Origin of the sequence: Paraburkholderia dinghuensis, from assembly GCF_003837865.1 — a bacterium.
In the GTDB taxonomy this organism is placed as follows: Bacteria; Pseudomonadota; Gammaproteobacteria; order Burkholderiales; family Burkholderiaceae; genus Paraburkholderia; species Paraburkholderia dinghuensis.
Window position 1 is genome coordinate 225,657 of sequence record NZ_RQIS01000008.1, and the last position, 22,303, is coordinate 247,959.

Annotated in this window: 21 protein-coding genes; 13 read left to right on the forward strand and 8 right to left on the reverse strand. The window is 65.2% G+C overall.

All coding sequences use genetic code 11. The features are described 5' to 3' along the window. Positions 1-117 precede the first annotated feature (117 nt). Together zigA and D1Y85_RS13220 are read right to left on the reverse strand one after the other, a co-directional pair. Entirely contained in the window at positions 118-1,389 is a 1,272-nt protein-coding gene (gene zigA / locus D1Y85_RS13215; protein ID WP_124151505.1) for a zinc metallochaperone GTPase ZigA, read from the reverse strand. A 160-nt stretch (positions 1,390-1,549) separates the two neighbouring features. Beyond that, positions 1,550-1,993 carry a lytic transglycosylase domain-containing protein gene (locus D1Y85_RS13220; protein WP_124151506.1) on the reverse strand — a complete coding sequence of 148 codons (444 nt, stop codon included), beginning with the start codon at positions 1,991-1,993 and terminating at the stop codon, positions 1,550-1,552. Between the two features lie 585 nt (positions 1,994-2,578). Here D1Y85_RS13220 and gspD point away from each other — a divergent pair. The 3 genes from gspD to gspF are packed head-to-tail and all read left to right on the forward strand — an operon-like array spanning position 2,579 to position 7,565. Beyond that, the gene (gspD, locus tag D1Y85_RS13225) at positions 2,579-4,822 is read left to right on the forward strand and encodes a type II secretion system secretin GspD (protein ID WP_124151507.1); all 2,244 of its coding nucleotides are present in this window, start codon (positions 2,579-2,581) and stop codon (positions 4,820-4,822) included. Then, positions 4,819-6,315 carry a type II secretion system ATPase GspE gene (gene gspE, locus D1Y85_RS13230; RefSeq protein ID WP_124151508.1) on the forward strand — a complete coding sequence of 499 codons (1,497 nt, stop codon included), beginning with the start codon at positions 4,819-4,821 and terminating at the stop codon, positions 6,313-6,315. Before gspD ends, gspE begins: the two co-directional genes overlap by 4 nt. Before the next feature lie 32 nt (positions 6,316-6,347). After that, positions 6,348-7,565, forward strand: a complete 1,218-nt coding sequence (gene gspF / locus D1Y85_RS13235; RefSeq protein WP_124151509.1) for a type II secretion system inner membrane protein GspF — start codon at positions 6,348-6,350, stop codon at positions 7,563-7,565. Positions 7,566-7,592: 27 nt separating this feature from the next. Here gspF and D1Y85_RS13240 read toward each other — a convergent pair whose 3' ends face one another. Continuing rightward, positions 7,593-8,006, reverse strand: a complete 414-nt coding sequence (locus D1Y85_RS13240) for a general secretion pathway protein GspC (RefSeq protein ID WP_124151510.1) — start codon at positions 8,004-8,006, stop codon at positions 7,593-7,595. 204 nt (positions 8,007-8,210) lie between these two features. Here D1Y85_RS13240 and gspG point away from each other — a divergent pair, with 204 nt between their 5' ends. The 8 genes from gspG (at position 8,211) to D1Y85_RS13280 (ending at position 14,285) form a co-directional block, all read left to right on the forward strand. Then, the gene (gene gspG, locus D1Y85_RS13245) at positions 8,211-8,684 is read left to right on the forward strand and encodes a type II secretion system major pseudopilin GspG (protein ID WP_425466930.1); all 474 of its coding nucleotides are present in this window, start codon (positions 8,211-8,213) and stop codon (positions 8,682-8,684) included. A 195-nt stretch (positions 8,685-8,879) separates the two neighbouring features. Further along, positions 8,880-9,308, forward strand: a complete 429-nt coding sequence (locus tag D1Y85_RS13250) for a GspH/FimT family pseudopilin (protein ID WP_124151511.1) — start codon at positions 8,880-8,882, stop codon at positions 9,306-9,308. 2 nt (positions 9,309-9,310) lie between these two features. Further along, a complete protein-coding gene (gene gspI / locus D1Y85_RS13255) occupies positions 9,311-9,709 on the forward strand; it encodes a type II secretion system minor pseudopilin GspI (protein ID WP_124151512.1) in 399 nt (132 codons plus the stop codon). Then, positions 9,687-10,412, forward strand: a complete 726-nt coding sequence (locus D1Y85_RS13260) for a PulJ/GspJ family protein (protein ID WP_124151513.1) — start codon at positions 9,687-9,689, stop codon at positions 10,410-10,412. The genes gspI and D1Y85_RS13260 overlap by 23 nt, the downstream gene beginning before the upstream one ends. A 2-nt stretch (positions 10,413-10,414) precedes the next feature. Then, positions 10,415-11,611: a type II secretion system minor pseudopilin GspK gene (gene gspK / locus D1Y85_RS13265; protein ID WP_124151514.1), complete on the forward strand. Its 1,197-nt coding sequence runs from the start codon at positions 10,415-10,417 to the stop codon at positions 11,609-11,611. Positions 11,612-11,645: 34 nt separating this feature from the next. Beyond that, positions 11,646-12,965 (forward strand): type II secretion system protein GspL, encoded by a 1,320-nt coding sequence (gspL, locus tag D1Y85_RS13270; RefSeq protein WP_124151515.1) that lies wholly within the window; start codon positions 11,646-11,648, stop codon positions 12,963-12,965. Continuing rightward, the gene (locus tag D1Y85_RS13275; RefSeq protein WP_124151516.1) at positions 12,941-13,468 is read left to right on the forward strand and encodes a type II secretion system protein M; all 528 of its coding nucleotides are present in this window, start codon (positions 12,941-12,943) and stop codon (positions 13,466-13,468) included. Before gspL ends, D1Y85_RS13275 begins: the two co-directional genes overlap by 25 nt. 37 nt (positions 13,469-13,505) lie before the next feature. Next, the gene (locus D1Y85_RS13280; protein WP_124151517.1) at positions 13,506-14,285 is read left to right on the forward strand and encodes a type II secretion system protein N; all 780 of its coding nucleotides are present in this window, start codon (positions 13,506-13,508) and stop codon (positions 14,283-14,285) included. A gap of 60 nt (positions 14,286-14,345) precedes the next feature. On the opposite strand, the gene D1Y85_RS13285 is transcribed toward D1Y85_RS13280, so the two are convergent. Continuing rightward, positions 14,346-15,974 (reverse strand): efflux transporter outer membrane subunit, encoded by a 1,629-nt coding sequence (locus tag D1Y85_RS13285; RefSeq protein WP_124151518.1) that lies wholly within the window; start codon positions 15,972-15,974, stop codon positions 14,346-14,348. Positions 15,975-16,164: 190 nt separating this feature from the next. Then, the gene (locus D1Y85_RS13290) at positions 16,165-16,521 is read right to left on the reverse strand and encodes a hypothetical protein (RefSeq protein ID WP_124151519.1); all 357 of its coding nucleotides are present in this window, start codon (positions 16,519-16,521) and stop codon (positions 16,165-16,167) included. Positions 16,522-16,744: 223 nt separating this feature from the next. Between D1Y85_RS13290 and D1Y85_RS13295 the strand changes: the two genes are divergently transcribed. Both D1Y85_RS13295 and D1Y85_RS13300 read left to right on the forward strand, forming a co-directional pair. Further along, positions 16,745-17,269, forward strand: coding sequence for a MarR family winged helix-turn-helix transcriptional regulator (locus D1Y85_RS13295; protein ID WP_124151520.1), 525 nt, complete (start codon positions 16,745-16,747; stop codon positions 17,267-17,269). Positions 17,270-17,407: 138 nt separating this feature from the next. Beyond that, positions 17,408-18,964, forward strand: a complete 1,557-nt coding sequence (locus D1Y85_RS13300; protein ID WP_124151521.1) for a DHA2 family efflux MFS transporter permease subunit — start codon at positions 17,408-17,410, stop codon at positions 18,962-18,964. Positions 18,965-19,000: 36 nt separating this feature from the next. Here D1Y85_RS13300 and D1Y85_RS13305 read toward each other — a convergent pair whose 3' ends face one another. The 3 genes from D1Y85_RS13305 to gshA form a co-directional block, all read right to left on the reverse strand. Next, the gene (locus tag D1Y85_RS13305) at positions 19,001-19,711 is read right to left on the reverse strand and encodes an OmpA family protein (RefSeq protein ID WP_124151522.1); all 711 of its coding nucleotides are present in this window, start codon (positions 19,709-19,711) and stop codon (positions 19,001-19,003) included. 169 nt (positions 19,712-19,880) lie between these two features. Continuing rightward, complete coding sequence (locus tag D1Y85_RS13310) at positions 19,881-20,336, reverse strand: hypothetical protein (RefSeq protein WP_124151523.1); 456 nt, start codon at positions 20,334-20,336, stop codon at positions 19,881-19,883. A gap of 162 nt (positions 20,337-20,498) precedes the next feature. After that, positions 20,499-22,130, reverse strand: coding sequence for a glutamate--cysteine ligase (gene gshA / locus D1Y85_RS13315; protein ID WP_124151524.1), 1,632 nt, complete (start codon positions 22,128-22,130; stop codon positions 20,499-20,501). Between the last annotated feature and the right edge of the window lie 173 nt (positions 22,131-22,303).

Below are 22,303 nucleotides of genomic sequence, written 5' to 3' on the forward strand. Positions count from 1 at the left end.
GCCCTTGGCGGGTTTTTTTTCGTCCACGCTTTTCATCCGCAGCGCTTTGCGGAGGTCACGCCCGGACGCCAGACGTGCCGCAAGGAGCGGCATGTCTGGTCATCGTGAACACCCGGCTCAACCCGGGCGATGAACGATTTCGCCTTCGCCGCTATCGTGATCGTGGTCGTGGTCGTCGTCGACGTCCCACGACGGGAACGGATCTGCATACGTGCGCCAGGCGTCGGGGCCCGCTGCGTACTCGGCATCGGTCAACAGGCACGCGTCGAGCCTGGACTGCCAAGCTGCACGATCCAGATTCACGCCGATCATCACCAGTTCCTGGCGCCGGTCGCCGATGCGCACATCGTCGGCATCTCCGTACCAGTCGCGCGCGATTTCACTTTCCAGCTCTGCGTCCAGCGGCCAGCTTTCGCGCGGCTGCGCCGCCCACCACGTACCTGCCGGTCCGTGACGGCAAGCGCCACCCGCCTGCGAAAGCGAACCGGCAATATCGTTGCGCGTCGCAAGCCAGAAAAAGCCCTTCGTCCGCAGCACACCCTTCCACTCTTCGTGCAGCAGTGACCACAGCCGCTCCGGATGAAAGGGTCGCCGGGCGCGATACACGAAATTGCCGATGCCGAATTCGTCGGCTTCGCCGTGGTGGTCGTGGTCGTTGAGCGACGCGAGCCAGCCGGGCGCGCTCGATGCTGCATCGAAATCGAATCGTCCCGTATTGAGGACTTCATTCAGCGGTACCGCGCCGAAGCGGCTCACCACCTGCACCGCGCGCGGATTGATGCGCGCAAGGATGCGCTGCAGGTGTGCGAGTTCATCGTCGCTGACGAGGTCGGTCTTGTTCACGACCAGCACGTCGCAGAATTCGACCTGTTCGATCAGCAATTCGACGAGCTGGCGATCGTCTTCCTCGGTGGCCGCAAGGCCGCGTTCGGCGAGCGCGTCGGCCGAGCCGTAGTCGCGCAGGAAGTTGAACGCGTCCACGACGGTCACCATCGTGTCGAGCCGGGCGACGTCGGTGAGCGACGTGCCGTCGTCATCGACGAAGGTGAAGGTTTCGGCGATCGGCATCGGCTCGGCGATGCCCGTCGATTCGATCAGGATCGCGTCGAAGCGATTTTCGTCCGCGAGCCGGCGGATTTCGGTTAGCAGGTCGTCGCGCAGCGTGCAGCAGATGCAGCCGTTCGACATCTCGACGAGCTTCTCTTCGACGTGCGAAAGCGCGGACGCATCGCGCACGCGCGCCGCGTCAATATTGACGGCGGCGAGATCGTTGACGATCACGGCGACGCGCAGGCCGGCGCGATTCGCGAGGATATGGTTGAGCAGCGTGGTCTTGCCCGCGCCAAGAAAACCGGCGAGCACGGTGACGGGCAGTGGCGGCTGGTTCATTGCAGTAGGGAGATCAGAAAGACGGGGATGTGCCGCGCGAGCGGCGCGAGCCACCATTGTGCACCATGCCGGCTGGGCGCGCTGACGGAGCGGGCGGAGATCTGGCTAGGAGTGGGGCTAAAGCGAGCTAAAACTAGATTAAAAGCAGTCTAAAAGCGGACTACTTCAGGAAATTCCATTGCCGCAGGATTCCGGCGATGTCCTGCGCGTAGCGGTCGCGCAACGACGGCGATTCCGAGTGATAGGCGCCGACGGCAGCCCACGTGTTGCCGTATTTGTTCATCTTCTGGCGCAGATGCCATGCGGCGATGTACACGTTTTTGCACGGTTCCATGAGCGTGCTCTGCGAGATGCCGTACTGCAAGAGCGTGGGCAGATGTACGGAATTGATCTGCATTACGCCGTAATCGGTCGAACCATTCGCATTCCTGTGCACTGCGTCGGGTCGGTTGTGCGACTCCTGCCACGCGATAGCGCGCAGGATCAACGGATTCACCTTCTGATACCGCGCGGCTTCATCGAAACAGTCGGCGTGCGCGAGCGGGCTTGCGACGGCAAGCGCGAGTGTGGCAGCGACGGTAATCGAACGGAACCGGTTCTTCATCGGTATGGAAAAGGCAGCGGAATTCAGCCAGTACGATACTCGCTGCGTCGCTGGCGTGGGGCGCACCCGGGTATCGCAGACAGGAAATCGTAAAAGCCTGGGGAATGCCGGGCACGACAGACCACTGCGGGGCGCGACAAGGCACCACAGGGCGGAACGCGCAGATTGCTCTCGGGAAAACCCGGGCATATGTACGCACCGCCATAGATCGCCCGTATCATACCGGCAGACAAGGACGCGTCAACGAAACTGGGCCTTCGGACGAGTCAGAATGAGCATTCCCTGATCGATGGGCCGATCAGATCCGAAGGGAAACGGGAAGATCGACGTCAGATAGCTTTCACGCGGCTTATTCAAGGTCGTCCGGATTGTTGAAGAAATCAACGGCTACTCCTGTCTTGTGACAATTCCGACATGAAAAGCCGCTAACATTGCTTCTTTTGTGAAGCGTCGGAAACCGTGGGGACGGTATTCCGTAGCGTTCGACACCAGAAGGTCGGCCGGGCGTGACGCCCGTTCATTCTGTACGAACAGCCAGTGGCGTCCGTCATCGGCTTCGATATGAGATCCATGAGAAGAAATCGTATGGCCTTGCGTCGTGTCGTCACGGCGTTGCTCTTTAGCGGACTCCTCTCGGCGCAGCTTGCGCACGCCCAGGTGACGCTGAATTTCGTCAACGCCGATATCGACCAGGTGGCCAAGGCCATCGGTGCGGCGACCGGCAAAACGATCATCGTCGATCCGCGCGTGAAGGGGCAGCTCAACCTCGTCTCGGAGAACCCCGTTCCCGAGGATCAGGCGCTCAAGACGCTACAGTCGGCGCTGCGCATGCAGGGCTTTTCGCTCGTGCAGGATCACGGCGTGCTGAAGGTCGTGCCCGAAGCCGACGCCAAGCTCCAGGGCGTGCCGACCTACGTCGGCAACGCGCCAGTCGCCCGTGGCGACCAGGTGGTGACGCAGGTATTCGTGCTGAAGCACGAATCGGCGAATAACCTGCTGCCGGTGTTGCGCCCGCTCATTTCGCCGAACAACACGATCTCCGCGTACCCGGGCAACAACACGCTCGTCGTCACCGACTACGCCGACAACGTGCGCCGCATCGGCGCGATCATCGATGGCGTGGACAGCGCCGCCGGCCAGCAGGTAACGGTCGTTCCGCTGCGCAACGCCAACGCCCTCGATATCGCGCCGCAGATCGCCAAGATGCTCGACCCGGGTGCGATCGGCAGCACGGACCCGACGCTGAAGGTCTCGGTTGTCGCCGATCCGCGCACGAACGCACTGATGCTGCGCGCGTCGAATACGCAGCGCCTTGCCGCCGCGAAACAACTGGCGACACAACTCGATGCACCGACGAGCCAGCCCGGCAACATGCACGTCGTTGCGCTGCGCAACGCCGATGCCGTGGCGCTCGCCAAGACACTGCGCGGCATGCTCGGTAAAGGCGGTAGCGATACGTCGTCCTCCGGCGGCGGCGCAAATTCGTTCAACCAGACTTCGGGCAGCAGCACGTCGACGGGTACCTCCGGCACGCCGCCGCTGCCGAATTCGCTCACCGGTAGTTCGTCGTCGTCGAGCAATCCGATGTCGGGTGGCTCCTCCGCCGGCAGCGGTGACGCGCAGTTCTTCGGGAGCGACAAGGACAAGGGTGACGAAAATACGCCAGGCGGCATGATCCAGGCCGATTCGGCGACCAACTCGCTCATCATCACGGCGCCGGACGCGGTGTACCGCAACCTGCGGACCGTGATCGACCAGCTCGACCGGCGGCGCGCCCAGGTCTATATCGAAGCGCTGCTCGTCGAGTTGAACTCGGACACGAACGCCAATCTCGGTATCCAGTGGCAGATCGGCACGAACCAGCTGTTCGCCGGTACCAATCTCGCGACTGGCAATGGCAACAGCATCGTCAACCTGACGGCAGGTGCGGCTGGCACGGGAGGCCTCGGAGGCGCGCTCGCAGCCCAGGGCCTCCAGCAGGGCCTGAATATCGGCTGGATAAAGGATATCTTTGGCGTGAAGGGTCTCGGCGCGTTGCTGCAGGCACTGTCGCAGACGAGCGATGCCAATGTGCTGTCCACGCCTAACCTCGTCACGCTCGACAACCAGGAAGCGAAGATCGTCGTCGGTACGAACGTGCCGATTCAGACGGGCCAGTATTCGAACCTCACGAGCGGCACGGCGAGCGCGGCGTTCAACACGTTCGACCGCGTCGACGTCGGTCTGACGCTGCACATCAAGCCGCAGATCATCGACGGCGGCCTCCTGAAGCTGCAGCTGTACACGGAGGACTCGGCGATCGTGAACGGCACGACCAACGTGACGACCAATCCGGCCGGTCCCAACTTCACCAAGCGTTCGATCCAGTCGACTGTGCTCGCCGACAACGGCGAGATCATCGTGCTCGGCGGCCTGATGCAGGACAACTACCAGGTCAGTAACAGCAAGGTGCCGCTGCTCGGCGATATCCCATGGATCGGCCAGCTATTCCGCTCGGAAAACAAGACGCGCTCGAAGACGAACCTGATGGTGTTCCTGCGTCCGGTGATCATGACGGACGGCGACACGGCGCGGGCGGTGACGTCTAACCGCTACGACTACGTTCAGGGCGTGACAGGCGCATTCCGGTCCGATAACAACCTGATGAGGGACCGGGACGATCCGGTGGTGCCGCCGATGCCGGTCGGCCCGAGTCAAGGTGGATCCGCGCTGAACCTGTTCGATCTCGACAAGATGAGGCGTCAGCAGGCAACAGGGATGCCGCCCGCAGAGCCCGCTGCCCCGAGCGGCGCAGGGGCGAACGTCGAATCGCCGGGAGCGCACCCGTGACCACGCTCGCGCAAGCACCGGCTCCCGCTGGTGGCGAGCGCGAGGCGCCCTCGCCGCTTGCGGCGCGTCTCGTGCCTTACGGCTTCGCGAAGAGTGGTCAGATTCTCGTCGCCCAGCAGCGTGCGGACGGTCTCGAAGTGTGGATCAGCGAACGCACGACCCCCGCCGCGATCGCCGAGGTCGCGCGCAACTTCGGCGCGATCCGTTTTGTGCGGCTCGCCGCCGAGGAACTTGCCCACGCGATCAACCAGGCCTACGCGCGCCACGATGGCAGCGCGGCGCAGGTGGTCGGCGAGGTCGAGGGCGAAGTCGATCTGTCGCGCCTGATGCAGGACATTCCCGAAGTCGAAGACCTGCTGGAGTCGGAAGACGACGCGCCGATCATCCGCATGATCAACGCGCTTCTCACGCAAGCCGCGCGCGAGCAGGCGTCCGACATTCATATCGAGCCGTTTGAAAATGCGTCGGTGGTGCGCTTTCGCGTCGACGGAACGCTGCGCGACGTGGTGCGCCCGAAGAAGGCGCTGCACGGCGCACTGATCTCGCGTATCAAGATCATGGCGCAGCTCGACATCGCGGAAAAGCGTCTGCCGCAGGATGGCCGCATTACGTTGCGCGTGGGTGGCCGCCCTGTGGACGTGCGCGTTTCGACGCTGCCCACCGGTCACGGCGAGCGCGCGGTGCTGCGTCTTCTGGAAAAGGACGCGCAGCGTCTGAATCTCGAAGCGCTCGGCATGGCCGGCGACACGCTCAAGCGGTTCGACCAGCTCATTGCGAAGCCGCACGGCATCGTGCTGGTCACGGGGCCGACGGGCTCGGGCAAGACGACCACGCTTTACGCGTCGATGTCGCGGCTCGAGACGGCGACCACGAACATCATGACCGTCGAGGACCCGATCGAGTATGACCTCTCGGGCATTGGTCAAACGCAGGTGAACGAGCGCATCGGCATGACGTTCGCGCGCGCGCTGCGCTCGATCCTGCGTCAGGATCCGGACATCATCATGATCGGCGAAATCCGCGACCTCGAAACCGCGCAGATCGCCGTGCAGGCTTCGCTCACGGGTCACCTCGTGCTCGCGACGCTCCATACGAACGACGCCGCCTCGGCCGTCACGCGTCTTACCGACATGGGCGTCGAGCCGTATCTGCTCGCGTCATCGCTGCTCGGCGTGCTCGCGCAGCGGCTCGTGCGGCAACTGTGTCCTGTCTGCAAGGAAGAGCGCACCGAAGACGACGGTCGCAAGCGCTGGCATCCCGTCGGGTGCGATCGCTGTGGCCATTCGGGCTACGCGGGGCGCCGCGGCGTGTATGAACTGCTGCTCATCGACGAGCCGATCCGCGCACTGATCCACCGTAACGCAGCAGACGCCGAGATCCTCGCTGCTGGCCGCGCGCAAGGCATGCGCACGCTGCGCGAGGACGGTGAGCGCTGGCTCGACGCGGGTACGACTTCGCTCGAAGAAGTGCTGCGCGTCACGGGCGGCGCGTGATGGACTGCAGACAAGCGGGGGCGTAGACGACCATGCCGGCATTCCGTTTCGAAGCGATCGACGCGACGGGCAAGGGGCAAAAAGGCGTCCTCGACGCCGACAGCGCTCGCAGCGCCCGCTCGCAGTTGCGCGGCCAGGGGCTGACGCCGCTCGTCGTCGAGCCGGCTGCGACCCGCACGCGCGGCGCGCGCCAGCAACGGCTCGCGCTCGGGCGGCGTCTGTCGCAGCGCGAACAGGCGATCCTCACGCGTCAGCTCGCGAGTCTGCTCGTTGCGGGCCTGCCGCTTGGCGAAGCGCTCGCGGTGCTCACCGAACAGGCCGAGCGCGACTACATCCGCGAATTGATGGCCGCGATCCGCGCCGAGGTGCTCGGCGGTCATTCGCTCGCGAACGCGCTCGCCCAGCATCCGCGCGACTTCCCGGATATCTACCGGGCGCTCGTCGCGGCGGGCGAGCACACCGGCAAGCTCGGCATCGTGCTCTCGCGCCTCGCCGACTACATCGAGCAGCGCAACGCCCTCAAGCAGAAGATCGTGCTGGCGTTCACGTACCCGACGATTGTCACGATCATCGCATTCGGCATCGTCACGTTCCTGTTGAGCTATGTCGTTCCGCAGGTCGTCAATGTGTTCGCGAGCACGAAGCAGCAGTTGCCGATTCTCACCATCGTGATGATGGCGCTCTCGGAATTCGTGCGGCACTGGTGGTGGGCTGTGTTGATCGTCGTCGCGCTTGCAGCGTGGATCGTGCGCTCGATCCTGCGCCGGCCGGGCCCGCGTCTCGCTTTCGACCGCTGGGTGCTGACCGCGCCGCTCGCGGGCAAGCTCGTGCGCGGCTACAACACGGTGCGTTTCGCGAGCACGCTTGGCATTCTGAGCGCCGCGGGCGTGCCGATCTTGCGCGCGCTGCAGGCGGCCGGCGAGACGCTGTCGAACAACGCGATGCGCGCGAACATCGACGAGGCGATCGTGCGCGTGCGCGAAGGCACATCGCTATCGCGCGCGTTGGGCAATACGAAGACGTTTCCGCCGGTGCTCGTCCACCTGATCCGCGCGGGTGAGGCGACGGGCGATGTGACGACGATGCTCGACCGCGCGGCCGAAGGCGAGGCGCGCGAGCTCGAGCGCCGCACGATGTTCCTCACGAGTCTGCTCGAACCGCTCCTGATTCTGGCGATGGGCGGCGTGGTACTCGTGATCGTGCTCGCGGTGATGCTGCCGATCATCGAACTGAACAATCTCGTGCAATAGCGGCGCGCTGCCGTTGGCGATGCGGCGTCAGCGCACGTAGATGGTGGGGCCGGAGACGTTGGCCGGCAGGAAGATTTCGGAGTGCACACCGTGGCGGTCGATGACGATCGAGCGCGCGCGCACTTCGGCGAGCGTGGTGTCCTGGTTGAGCGGGCTGCCGAGTGAGATGGCTTTGGCGGCTTCGCTGCCGACGCTGACGATGGCAGCGGCGCCTTGCCGCAACGCCAGGATGCCGAAGAGGTGGATATCCTGGACGGGCTGCTTGTCGAGCTTTCCGCCGAAGAGCGTGGCGGCCTCGTCGATCGACACGGGCGGCCTGGCGGCGGCGGCCTCTACCGGAGCCGCGCGGCTCGTCGCGAGCGTGAGAGCCCACGACGTTGCCGTCGCGCAGAACACCGCGAACGCGGCTAGGGAAAGGAGGCGGATTTGCAGTGCGTTCATGCGCTCCATTGTACGAAGTATTGTGAAAATTTCGATGTTATATGCGTAAGTGCGCGGGTATGTCCGAAAGGCGTCATCGCGTGACATTACAATGACCCGCCACGCGCCTTACGGCACACGGGCGAATATGCGGCACGGGAATTCGGGCCGCCACGATTAACCGGCAAGGAAATGCCAGCAATACCGTCAGGAGGAAAGCAAGCCATGTCCATGTGGGCCAAACGCCGCAACGCTACCGAGGCAATCGACGGCCTGCGTGCGCGCCGCCAGCGCGGCTTTACGCTGATCGAAATCATGGTCGTGATCGCGATCCTCGGCATTCTCGCCGCGCTGATCGTGCCGAAGATCATGAGTCGTCCCGACGAAGCGCGTCGTGTCGCCGCGCGCCAGGACATCGGCACGATCATGCAGGCGCTCAAGCTGTACCGCCTCGATAACGGTCGCTATCCGACCCAGGAGCAAGGCCTCCAGTCATTGATCCAGAAGCCGGCCACCGATCCTGTTCCCAATAACTGGAAGGACGGCGGTTATCTCGAACGACTGCCGAACGATCCCTGGGGCAACACGTACCAGTATTTGAATCCGGGCGTGCACGGCGAGATCGACGTGTTCAGCTACGGCGCCGACGGCAAGCCAGGAGGCGAAGGCAACGACGCCGACGTCGGGTCCTGGCAGTAGCGGCGTTGCAGGCGAGGCGCGTTGGCAACACGACCGTGACCGCCCTGCGCGCCTGTCCTGCAGGACTCGTCCCCGCAGTTTTGAGCCAAGCATCATGCGTCAAAGCCAACCTCTTCGCCGTTACGTCCACGCCCGCTCACGCGCTTTGATGCGCGCGGGTGTCCGTGCGCGCGCCGGGGGTTCACGCTGATCGAAATGCTGGTCGTGCTGCTGATCGCCGGCATCCTGATCTCAATCGCGTCGCTGACGCTCTCGCGCAATCCGCGCACCGATCTCAACGAAGAGGCCCAGCGCGTCGCCCTCCTGTTCGAATCGGCGGGCGACGAAGCCCAGGTGCGCGCGCGACCCATCGCGTGGCAACCCGTCGAAGGCGGATTTCGCTTCGATGTGCGAACGGAGGACGGCTGGCGTCCGCTGCGCGACGATCTGCTCGGCCCGCGTCACTGGGAGGGCGGCGTGACGGGCGTGGAGATCGCCTATCCGGGCGGCGGCAACGACACCCAGGCCAACCGTATCGTGTTCGGCACCGAGGCCGTCGACGTGCCCGTGGAAGTCACGCTCTTTTCGAGCGTCGGGCGCGTAACCATCGTCGGCACCGGCAACGGCCGGTATGAGGTGCGCTAGCGATGCGGGCCACCCAATCCTCTCACCGCGCGGGGCGCGGCTTCACGATGATCGAAGTGCTAGTCGCGCTCGCTATCGTCGCGATTGCGCTCGCGGCGTCGCTGCGAGCCGTGGGCAGCCTCGCCGCGAGTGAGGCCGATCTCCACAACCGCCTGCTCGCGGGATGGAGCGCCGACAACGCGCTCGCCCAACTGCGTCTCACGCACGCGTGGCCCGAACTCGGTACGCGGAGCTTCGACTGCTCGCAGGCCAATCTGCCGCTCAGCTGCACGCAAACGGTGACGGCGACGCCCAATCCGGTTTTTCGTCGCGTGGAGGTGTCGGTGACGATGCCTGGCCGCGATGGCAACCTCGCGCAACTCGTCACGGTGCTCGGCAATGAGACAAACCGTTCGCTGTGACCGCGCGCGTGCCGAACGCGTCAAAGGCGCTGAAGGTGCCAAGCGCACGCTTCGCGCGAGACGTGCACGCGGCTTCACGCTGATCGAACTGCTCGTCGCCATCGCGATTCTCGCCGTCGTCGCGATCCTCTCGTGGCGCGGGCTCGACCAGATCATGCGCGGCCGCGAAACGATTTCGCGTTCGATGGCCGACGAACGCGTGTTCGCGCAGATGTTCGACCAGATGCGCATCGACTGCCGCCGCGCCGCGTCCGATGACGAAGCGGGCGCATCTGCGATCTCGCTCGATGGCGGCGCCCTGCAGATCGTGCGCGCGTTCGCCGTGCCGCCCGGCGCTGCACCGCGGCTGCAGGTCGTGCGCTATCGCGTGGTCGAGGGCCGCGTCGTGCGCTATGCGTCGCCGCCGCTCGCGAATCTCGGCGACTTGCGGCGCGCAATGCGCGGCGGCGAAAGTGGCGACTGGAGTGCGTTGCCGATGATGAGCGGCGTCGGCTCGATCAGCGCGCGGCTCTTTGTGCCGAAGATCGGCTGGACCTCGAACATGGCGGATGTGAGTTCGCAGCTCACCGCCAACGCCAACGGCCTCAGGGTGCCGCAGCTCGGCGTTGCGCCACTACCGCGCTCGGTGACGGGGCTCGAGGTGCGCGTGAGCGCGCAGTCGCTGCAATGGCCTGTCACCCGCGTGTTTCTCATGGGGGAATGACGATGCGCGTGCCGACTTCCCTCACCTCCCGCGTGCGCAAGCGCTGTGCCGTGACGCATGAAAGTGCTGCACGCGTTCGCGCCTGTAGCGTTGCCGGTCCGTGTGCGCCGCGTTGCTCGCGCCCTGCCCGCCGTGCATCGCAACGCGGTGCGGCGATCATCACCGCTCTGCTCGTCGTCGCCCTTTCGGCGATTCTCGTTTCGGGCATGCTCTGGCGTCAGCAGGTGCAGTTGCGGCGCATCGAGAACCAGCGGCTCGTCGCGCAGGCCCAGTGGATCTCGCGCGGCGCGCTCGACTGGACACGCCTCGTGCTGCGCTCGGAAGGCGATACGTCGGCGGGCGTCACCTGGCTCGGTGGCGCATGGGGCATGCCTGTCGCGAAGACGCGACTGTCCGACTTTCTCGGCCAGATCGGCGACGTGCGCGCCGAACAAGGCGCCGCCACGTATCTATCGGGTTCGATCGAGGACGCCCAGGCGCGCTTCAATCTGCGCAACCTCGTGGCGAGCTCCACGCCCGGCACATTGCAGATCAACGTCACGCAGATCGAGGCGTTCGCGCGACTTCTGCAGACGCTCGGCATCGATGGCCAGCTCGCGAAGAATACGGCCGTGTATATACGCTCGGGACTGGCGTATTCGATGACGCGCTTTCAGACGTCCTCCACGACGGCCACGTCGACAGCGACATCGACGCAGCAACTCGCGGCTGGCGCGACGGGCGGCGCGACCTACACCGACAACCCGGGCCTGAGCGACGCCGACAGCAATAGCGCGGTCGCCCCGCTGCTGATGACGAGCGTCGATTCGCTGCTCGACGTGCCGGGCTTCACGCCCGAAGCGCTCGCGCGGCTGCGGCCTTTCGTGACGGTGCTGCCGACCACGACGCCGGTGAACATGAACACGGCGAGCGCGGAGGTGGTCGCGGCGATCATCCCCGGCATGAACCTGTCGAGCGCGCAGGCGTTTGTGGCGCGGCGGCAGAATGTGTTTTTCCGCAATCTGAGCGACGTTCAACTGGCGCTTCAGGGCGCGGGCGTGCAGGCGTCGTCCGTCGATACAACGCTGTGTGACGTCAACACGAGTTATTTTCTCGTTCATGGCCGCGTGGACCACGAGCGCGCCGAGGTAGACCGCACGACGCTCGTCTGGCGCGATCCGCTCACCCACATGACGCGCATCGTGCGCGACGAACCATGAATCCGACTGAGTCCAACATCGAAAAGAGGTGCGTTTGAGCACGCTGATCGTCTTGATGCCGCCACGTGACCCGGCGGTCCACTCGCAGGAATGGCAGTTGCCGGAGCTGCCGTTCCTGCTGCTCGACAAGGCGGGCAATACACAGCGCTCGGGCTGCTCGGCGCTCGCGCTCCTGCCGCGCGCCACGTCGACCGTGCTCCTGATCGCCGCGCGTGATCTGCTGACGGTAGCGACCGCTGTGCCGCCGCTCAAGGGGCCGCGACTGCGCCAGGCACTGCCGAACGTCGTAGAGGATCAGTTGATCCAGGATCCGCAGACTTGCCACCTTGCGCTCGATCCGCAGGCGCTCTCCGATGGCCGGCACAAGGTCGTGGCGATCGATCGCGGCTGGTTCCGCTTTCTGATCGAGGGCTTTACGGCGGCCGGCCATCGTGGTCTGCGCGCCGTGCCCGTCGCGCGCTGCCTGCAGCTGCCTGAGGCACTCGAGCCGGATGAAGCGGCGCCCTCGCCGCACGAGCCAGTGATCGCCTGTGTGCTCGGCCCGGTTGTGTCGACCGCGCCGGCGCTGCTGGCCGGCATCGTGTCCGACCAGGCGTTCTCGGCGCCCGGTGAGGCGCTTGAACTTGCGATCGTGCGCGGCGCATTGGAGCAAGGTCTGGCGGTGCCCGCGCAGAGCGTGTCGGCCACGATCGCGGCGCTGGCCGGCGATGCGCCCGTCACGCTCTACAGGCTGACCGGTCTGCCCGGCGAACCGTCGGGCGCGGCGTCGAAGTCGCTCGCCGCGCAACTGTCCGGCGCACAGCCGCTCACGTTTGAAACCCTCGCGCGTCGTGCGCTTTCCTGTCGCTTCGACCTCTGCCAGTTCGAATTCGCCGCGCAGCCATGGCAGCTCGATCGCGCAACGCTGCGCCGCCTGCGCGTGCCGCTCGCGCTCGTGGCTGCGTCGCTCGTGGTGGCGATCGTCGGCGCGAACGTGCAGTGGCTGATGCTTGCGCGTCAGCGCGACGCCATCAACGCCGAGATGACCGAACTGCTGCTCAACGCGTTTCCGAAGACGACCATCGTGCTCGATCCGGCCGGCCAGATGGCGCGTCAGCTACAAATGCTGCGTCTGGCTGCGGGCCAGCCCTCGCCCGATGACTTCCTCGCGCTCGCAGACGGTCTCGCGCGCTCGCTCGGTCCCGTGCCCGCGAACGCCATCGCGGCGCTCGACTACCACGACCGCCGCCTGGAAGTGACCTTCAAGCAGGGCGTCAACGTCGATGCGGACCTCACGGCACGCCTTGCACGCAACGGTCTGACCGGCACGGCGGACAGCAGCACCGGCAAATGGACGATCAGGAGCGCATCGTGAAGACAACGGCTTTGAGCGGCGCATGGGCCGAATTCTGGGAAGCGCGAAACGAGCGTGAAAAATTGCTGCTGACGTGGGGTGGCGCGGTGCTGGCCGTGGCGATCGGCTGGTCGGTGCTATGGGCGCCGGCCTCTGACGGCCGCGCACAGTTGCGCGCGAGCCTGCCGGGCTTGCAGCGTCAGCTCGCGCAGATGACGGCGCAAGCCAATGAGGCGCGTGCCCTTACGGGTGCGGCGGCCAGCGTCGCGCCGGGCGGCCAGGCGCTCAAGGACGCGTTGACGGCGTCGCTGACCGACCACGGCCTCGCGGGCGGACAAGTGCAACTGATCGGCACGACGGTGCAGGTGCAGTTGAAGAACGCGTCGTTTCCGGCCTGGACGGGTTGGCTCGACGACGTGCGCAAGCAGTTCAAGGTGCAGGTGGTCGAGGCGCACGTAACGGCGCTGAAGGCCGATGGCCAGGTCGACCTGACCGCGTCGCTGCAGCCTGCGAACGCGCACTGAACGCCGTCGGGCTTTGCATGAGACCGGAGATCAACGCATGACGTACTGGATGCGGCGCGTGCGCGCCGTGTTGCCGTGGCTCGTGGTGGGCGTGCTGTCGAGCGCAGCGGTCCTGCTCGCGCGGATGCCCGCCGCCTGGATCGCGCCGCAGTTCGCGCGCATGACGCAAGGCCACGTGAATCTCGTCGATCCCGCGGGATCGCTTTGGCAGGGATCCGCGACGTTGATGCTTGCGGCCGGTCAAGACCCGAACGGCGCGACGGTGCTGCCGGGCCGCATCGAATGGCGGACGGCGTTCTGGCCGCTCTTCACGGGGCGTGTGCACATGCAGATGCGCCAGACGGAGGCGATGCCCGATCCGGTCACCGTCGAGGCGACGCCGCGCGGCGCCACGATGACGGCGGGCTCGATCGACGTGCCGGCGTCGCTGCTTGCGGGGCTCGGCGCGCCGTTCAATACGCTCGATTTCGACGGCAAGGTGCGGCTCGCGTGGAGCCCGTGGCGCACGTTCGGCACGGATGCGTTCGGACGCGTCAACATTTCGCTCACCGACATGAGCGCTCGCGTGTCGCTTGTGAAGCCGCTTGGATCGTATGAGGTGGTGGTGCAGGCGCAGGGCGCGTCGTCGACGATTGATCTCTCGACTCAGAAAGGGCCGCTGCAACTCGACGGACACGGGACGATGTCGCGCGCGTCGGCTTCGTTCGAGGGCACCGCGAGCGCGACGCCCGAGCAGCGCGAAAACCTGGCGGGTTTGCTCAATCTGCTGGGTCGCCCGTCCGGGCCGGGGACTGTCGCGCTGACTTTCACCCGCTGAACCAGCGAGATGCGCCGCCGCGCGAACCGTTCGCGGCTCATGCGGCGGTTGCGTTGTGCGTCACTCAGGCACAGCGGATTGTGCGCGAGCGGAACTCGTTGCGGCCGCATCCGACGTGAACGTCGACACCTTGCCCGTGGCACCCGCCCCACTCTGCCCCGTCTGCGTGCCCGGACGCTGCAAAGGCGCAGGCGCGGCCATGTCGCCGGTCTCGCGCCCCATCTGCGTGACATCCCAGCCGCCGCCGAGCGCCTTCACGAGTCCCACCGACGACACCATCCGCTGCCCGTCAATGCTCGCGAGCTTCTGCTCCGCGACGAACGCCGTGGTCTGTGCGACGAGCACGTTCAGGAAACTGATGGTGCCGGCCTTGTATTCGTTGGTGACGATTGCGAGCGCATGCTGCGCCGATTCCACGGCCTGCTGCTGCACGACGACTTCCTGCGCGAGGATGCGCTGCGACGCGAGGTTGTCCTCGACGTCCTGGAACGCAGCCAGCACCGACTGCCGGTAGGCGGCGACCTGCTGGTCATAGGCGGCGCGCGCGGCTTCGGTCTGTGCGCTGCGCAATCCGGCGTCGAAGATCGTGCCGGCGAGCGACGGACCGAGCGTCCAGAAGCGCGACGGCATCGACAGCAGTTGCGACAACACGGAACTCTCGAAGCCGCCCGAGGCGGAGATCGTCAGCGACGGAAAGAACGCCGACATGGCCACGCCGATCTGCTCGTTCGCGGCGGCTGCCTTGCGTTCCGCCGAGGCAATATCGGGGCGGCGTTCGAGCAGCGCCGAAGGCATCGACACCGGCACCACGGGCGGCGTGGCGGTCAGCGGCGAAGGCGGGATCGAGAACGTCGAGGCCGGCTGGCCGACCAGCACCGCGATGGCATGCTCGTCCTGGGCGCGCGCGACGCCGTTGTCGATCGCCGCCGCCTGCGCCGATTGCAGCTGCGTCTGCGCCTGGATCACGTCGGCGCGGCCCGCGACGCCTTGCGCGTACTGGTTCTGCGTGAGCTGCAGCGACCTCTGGTATGCGGCGACCGTGTCGTCGAGCAGCTTTTGCTGCGTGTCCAGCGAGCGCAGCGCGAAGTACGTCTGCGCAAGCGTGGCCTGTGCGGACAGGCGCGCATTGGCGAGATCGGCTGCGGCGCCCTGCTGCCCGGCTTCCTGCGCGCCTACTGTGCGACTTACCTTGCCCCACAGGTCCGGCTCCCAGGTCGCATCGAGGCCGAGATTGAAGTTATTTGAGATGGTGCCGTTCGCGAAGTTGCCGCTCGTATTGCTTACGCGCGTTGGCGTGCGCGAACGCGTGGCGCTCGCCGACGCACCGATCACCGGAAAGTACGCAGCCCGCGCCTCACCGACGAGTGCGCGCGCCTGCCGGTAGGCCGCGGCGAACTGGGCGACGGTCTGATTTTGCGCATTGAGCTGATCCTGGAGCGCGTTCAGTTGCGCGTCGTTGTAGATGGTCCACCAGGCGCCGCGATCGGTCTGATCGGACGGTTGCGCGACTTTCCAGCCTTCGGGCGCTTCCTTGAACGAAGCCGGAACGGCGGCGGACGGCCGCTGATAGTTCGGGCCGACGGCACAGCCGCTCAGCTGAAACGTCAGCGCGGCCGCGGCACACGCGAGCGTGAGCGCGCGGGCGCGGCGCGGGAAGACTTCGGGAAAACGGACGATACGGCGAGGCATGCAAGCAATCCTTCGATGCGGCGGGCGAGAAACTGCGCGGGCTTTATTACTAGACGCGCGGCGCGGCGCGATGATGCGCAGCGGGCTTGTCGTGTCGCGGCAATGGTAGCGCACGCACCGCGCGCCGCGCGGAATCTGCAAGAGTAATGCTCAGACGGTTTGCGGTGTGTTACGGCGGAAACCCGGCAGGTTACGCGTCGTTACGGCGCCAGCGTCGAAGCGCGCGAAGGGCGTGGGCACCTGCACGGGTGCGCGGCGCGTAGGTCTTGTGCTGCGGCGCACTAGCGGCGCGGCATGCGAGCGCGTTGCAGCAACAGGCGGCAGAGGCCGCGCCGGCATCTGCATCGCGCCGGGCGCGGCGGCGTTCCGCCCACATGTGCAGCAGAACCGCGAGCGAGCCGCCCGGCAACGCGAACACCGCTGCGTAGACCGCGAACTTTCGCCAGCCCGTCGCCCGACGGACGGAGTTGGCTCGTGCGAACGCGAGCCGGGCCGTGTCGGTGAAAGTGCGGCCAAGGCCGCCGAGCGTGTTTTTCAGATACGGCATGGCGCGGTCTGAAGGCGAAAGGGAAATGAAGTGATTGCCTGTCATAATATTGACTAAGCAAGTAAAAGTCCAAATCTATTTGCGCTGCACCAATGATGGTGTTGTTTTTTACCCCGACGATGAGGCTGCCGTCCCAACGGCACGCGTTTATTTATCTGCCTAAGCAGGCAAATAAACGGCTAGAATCTGCGTCCGTCCCGAAATAGTCGAATTTGTTCCCGTTATGAGCGAAGCGCCCGTCCCACCCGAAAGGAACAAGCTCGAGTCGAGTCTCGGCTATTTCCTTTCGACCGCGCGCAACGTGCTGGCCGCCCGGATGGACCGTGCCGTGGCGCCGCTAGGCCTCACATCGTCGCAGATCGGTGTGATTCTGCTGTTGTGGTACGAGCGTGCACGCACGCCAAACGAGATGTCGCGTGTGCTGTCGTACGACACCGGATCGATGACGCGCATGCTCGACCGGCTCGAAAAGAAAGGCTTCCTGGAGCGCCAACGAAGCCACGCCGACCGGCGCGTTGTGGAACTGGATCTGACGCCACTCGGGCGTGATGCAGCGCAGCAACTTCCGGATCTGATCGCGACCGTACTGAGCGAGCAACTGCGCGGCTTTTCCGCCGACGAGGTCGCGACGCTCCTGCAACTCCTGCAGCGCTTCATCGCCAACGACGCGGCGACCGAGGTCGTCTGTGGCGGCCAGGGCGGCTTTCCGGCCGGCCTCGACACGCGGGAGCCAGGCGGCAACCGGTAACAGGCGGCGCAACAAGCGCTTTTTTTTCAGCTTGATAACTGTCTGGGCAGAGAATGCCGAGGCACTGAAGTGCAGACCGGCGATGTCCCGCAGATTCACGTAGCGGGCCACGGTCTGATCTAAAAGGATTCAGGACCGATGAACGCTTCAATCGCGGCGCCCTCGGCCGCCGAGCCCAGGCAACTGGCCGGCGGCACACTCGCGCTTCTCACCGTAGGCCTCGCGCTCGGCACGTTCATGGAGGTGCTCGACACCTCGATCGCGAACGTTGCCGTGCCGACCATCTCCGGCAACCTCGGCGTCGCGACCACCGAAGGCACGTGGGTCATCTCGTCGTACTCGGTGGCGTCGGCGATCGCGGTGCCGCTTACCGGCTGGCTCGCACGGCGCGTGGGCGAAGTGCGGCTTTTCACGATATCGGTGCTGCTGTTCACGCTCGCCTCGGCGGCATGCGGGCTCGCGACGAACTTCGAAACACTGATCGCGTTCCGTCTCGTCCAGGGTCTCGTGTCCGGCCCGATGGTGCCGCTGTCACAAACGATCCTGATGCGCTCGTATCCAGTCGCCAAACGTGGCCTCGCGCTTGGCCTCTGGGCGATGACGGTGATCGTCGCACCGATTTTCGGGCCTGTGATGGGCGGCTGGATCACCGATAACTACACGTGGCCGTGGATCTTCTACATCAACGTGCCGATCGGGCTCTTTTCGGGCGCGTGCGCCTGGATGCTGTTGCGCGGTCGCGAGACGAAGACCACGAAGCAGCGCATCGACGCCGTGGGCCTCGCGCTACTCGTGATCGGCGTGTCGTGCCTGCAGATGATGCTCGACCTTGGCAAGGACCGCGACTGGTTCAACTCGGCGTTCATCGTCACGCTGGCGATCATCGCTACGGTGTCGCTCGCGTTCATGCTCGCGTGGGAGTCCACGGAAAAAGAGCCGGTCGTCGATCTTTCTCTGTTCCGTGACCGCAATTTCGCACTCGGCGCGCTGATCGTCTCATTCGGCTTTATGGCGTTTTTCGGCTCGGTGGTGATCTTCCCACTCTGGCTGCAGACCGTGATGGGCTACACCGCCGGCATCGCGGGCCTCGCGACGGCGCCCGTCGGCCTGCTGGCGCTTGTGCTTTCGCCACTGATCGGGCGCAACATGCACAAGCTCGACCTGCGCATGGTCGCAAGTTTCGCATTCCTTGTTTTTGCATTTGTCTCGATCTGGAATTCGACGTTCACGCTCGACGTCCCGTTCAATCACGTCATCCTGCCGCGTCTCGTGCAGGGTATCGGCGTGGCGTGCTTCTTCGTCCCGATGACGACCATCACGCTCTCGAGCATCCCGGACGAGCGTCTCGCCAGCGCATCGGGGCTGTCGAACTTTTTGCGCACGCTGTCGGGTGCGATCGGAACGGCAGTGAGCACGACGTTCTGGGAAAACGACGCGATCTTTCACCACGCCGTGCTCTCCGAATCGGTGAGCCGGTATTCGCAGAGCACGAACGCTTATAGCGACACGCTGTCGAGCCTTGGTGTTGCGGGGGAGGGCGTGACGGCGCAACTCAACCAGATCGTTACGCAGCAGGGCTACATGATGGCCACGAACGATTTCTTTCGAATTTCGGCTGTGCTGTTTATCGTACTGGCCGGGCTTGTATGGATTACGAAGCCGAGAAAAGGCGCGGGACCGTCAATGGGTCACTGACGGTCCCGCGGGTGACAGCTGATCGCCGGTGGGCGATCACTGCATCGTGACACCACTCGTCTGAACTTCGACGCGGCGGTTGCGCGCACGGCCTTCGGCCGTGGCATTCGAGTCGACTGGCTTCGAGAAGCCGTAGCCCTGGACGTCGAACTGGCTCGCGTGCAGGCCCTTCGACGCGAGATAGCTGCGCACGGTCTGCGCCCGGCGCAGCGAGAGGCGATCGTTATAAGCCTTGGAGCCCACCGAATCCGTATGGCCGCCGATAAGCACCGTGCCGATGTTTACACCGTCGCTTTCCTTGATGAACGCGTCAAGCTTCTGCTTGCCGACCGGAAGCAGATCGGCCTTGTCGAAGGCGAAATTCGTGTCGGCTTCGAGCGTAATGGTGCGCGGCGGTGGGGGCGCTTCTACGACAGGCGGCGGCGGGGGCGGAGCCTGGACGACCGGCTGCGGCGCCTGGCAGATAAAGACGATTTCGCGCGGATCGCCCTTCGGTGCGTAGTCGGCCACGGTGCGGTCCACCGAGGAGACACGCAGCGGCTGCTTGTCGCCGCAGATTTCGTTGACCTTCTTCATACAGGTCGCCGAACTTTCAAACAAGCCGTAGCACTGTACACGGTGGGCCTGGGTGCCGTTCGCAAGCGTCACGACGTCAAGATTGTGCAGGGGCCCCGACGCGGTCGTACAACCAGTGGCGACGACGGTGAGGGCGGCCAGCGCACTGGCCGACAGAACTCGCAGTTTCATTGTCGATTCGATTCAAAGATGAGGGGTTAGCTGTCCGGCACACGCCGAATCAGACCCACAATACGGGGCGCGCACTCATCTTCTCAATCGGAGAAAGCTTAAAACTGCGACTCAATGGATGGCAGCGGATGCCGGCGAGTCATTCGACGTCCGCATTTCGCTTGCGATGTCAGTGCGGGGCGGACGGCTCGGCGCCGCTCGCCGGAACTGTCGCTTCGTCTGCGCCGGCGACCGGCGCGTCGACGCCCGTGCGCACGAACTGCTTGAATGCCGCGCCCGCTGTCCACGGATCCGGCTTGCAGCCCAACGAACTGTCGCAGTGTGCCGCGAAGCCGATCGTTGCCGTGCCGTCGCTGTTGACCGCCTTCGTGATTTCATACGCGAGCAGGCGCTTGCCGCCGCCCGGGCCGGAGGTCTGGATCAGCGTATCGGTGACTGTCTGCACTTCGTACTTCGAATGATTGCGCACCCAGTCCTCTGCGCGTTGCCACCAAAGCGCGCATTGCGTCTTGTCCTGGCACGTGAGCGGAGCGGTCGCGGCCTGCATGACGTCCGGATTGACCTGCCCGCCCGTCGAGCAGGCCACAGCGGTTGCGCAGAGCAGGATTGGCAAAATTCGTTTCATCGTGTTATGTCCTCCCCGAACGCGCCGCGTATTACGCGCCGCGCGTTTGTCCGCCCACGCGGGAATGCGCGCGCAGGCATGTCGATTGATATTCATTGGACCGCGCGGGCGTGGCGTTCGTTTCGAGGTTTCGAGCAAGTGCAATGCCCGGCGGCGATCCGGTCAGGCACCGTAACGGTCGAGTGTGTAGGTGCTATAGGCGGCGATGAACGCATCGAACGAGCCAGCTTGCTCGCGTTCGAGCGTTGCCTGATCGTCGAGTGATTCGCGCGCGAGCCGTTCGAAATGCGCCGTCGACGCGGCGTCCAGCGGACGCGAGAGGAAGTGTGCCGCGTGCCGTTCGCTTTGCGCGAGCGCAAATTCCAGGAAGGTCTGCTTCTCGTCGAGCATGGTCTGAAGCACGCGTGCGGACGGCGTAAGCGATGCGTCCGCGAGCTTCGCGCGTTGTGCCGCTACGGCGCGCGCGTGTTCATCCGTGCCGCGCAGGGCGTCGAGCGTTGCCGCGGCGCGCTCGATCTGCACGAAGAGTTCGGCCGCCCAGTCCTGCATCGACACGGACGTGCCGTCGCGCTTGAGTTCGAGCCCCGGGCGGCGGCCTTCCTTCGTGACCAGGCCGAAGTTTTCGTTGGCCTCGGCGTACGCGGGGGCGGGCAGGAGCGGGCTGTCGTCGAGCGCGCACGCGAGCAGATAGGCGTCCAGAAAGCGTGCCGTCTCAAGCGTTATGCCGATGGGCTCGAACGGATCGATATCCATGCAGCGCACCTCGACGTACTGCACGCCGCGCTCAGCGAGGGCATGCAGCGGGCGCTCGCCCGAATACGTCACGCGCTTTGGACGGATCGTCGAGTAGAACTCGTTTTCGATCTGCAACACGTTCGTGTTGATCTGTACCCACTCGCCACCGCGCTGCGTGCCGATTGCCTCGTACGGCGGATACGGCTGGCTCACCGCCTGTGCGAGCGCTTCGAGATAGCCGGGCAGGGTGTCGTAGTCGGCGTGCAGCGCCGACTGGCCCGTTGTGTTCGAGTAGCCGAGGTCGCTCATGCGCAGGCTGGTCGCGTACGGAAGGTAGAGCGTCTCGTTGTCGAGCGCATCGAGCCCGTGCTTGCTGCCGCGCAGGAAGCCTGCGTCGAGTGCGGGCGACGCGCCGAACAGATACATCAGCAGCCAGTTCGTGCGACGGAAGTTGCGGATGAGCGCGAGATAGCGCGCCGACTGGTAATCCGTCAACGTATCCGCGGACTTCTCGTGCGCGTGGAGCGCCTCCCACACTTCTTCGTCAAGCGAATAGTTGTAGTGGATGCCCGCGATGCATTGCATCGTGCGACCGTAGCGCAGAGCGAGACCCATGCGATAGACGCGCTTCAACTGGCCGATGTTCGACGTGCCGTATTCGGCGATCGGGATGCCGTCGTCGGTGGCGGGCAGGAGGCCCGGCATCGATTCGTTCCAGAGGATCTCCCCGTCGCGCGCGAGCACCGCATAGACGTAGCGATGCAGTTCGTCGAGCTTTTCCAGGGTGACCGACGGATCGCGCTCGGCAGGCGTGATGATTTCGAGCAGCGCTTCCGAATAGTCCGTCGTCAGTGACGGATGCGTCAGCGCCGAACCCAGCGCCGCCGGATGCGGCGTCATCGCGAGCCGGCTGTCGCGCGTCACTCGCAGGCTCTCCTTTTCGATGCCGCGCAGACCGCGCGCGAGCGCATCGCGGTGAGGCCCGGCGCTCAGCACGGAAAGTCGCTGTGCGAGGACGTCGTTCGTGCCGCTGGTACGTGAGGAGGTTGTGTCTGGCATTGAGGCTGGTCGGGCGCGGGTCGGCAGCGTGAAATTTCCCGCACGCACGCCGACGTAAAGTTTTCGTTAGCGGGCACTTTAACATCTCGCCGGAAGACCTGCTCACGGCTGTCTTGCGCGCATCAGCCCCCCTTGCGCCGCGTCGATTTCACGCGATCGACGCGCTATTCGTC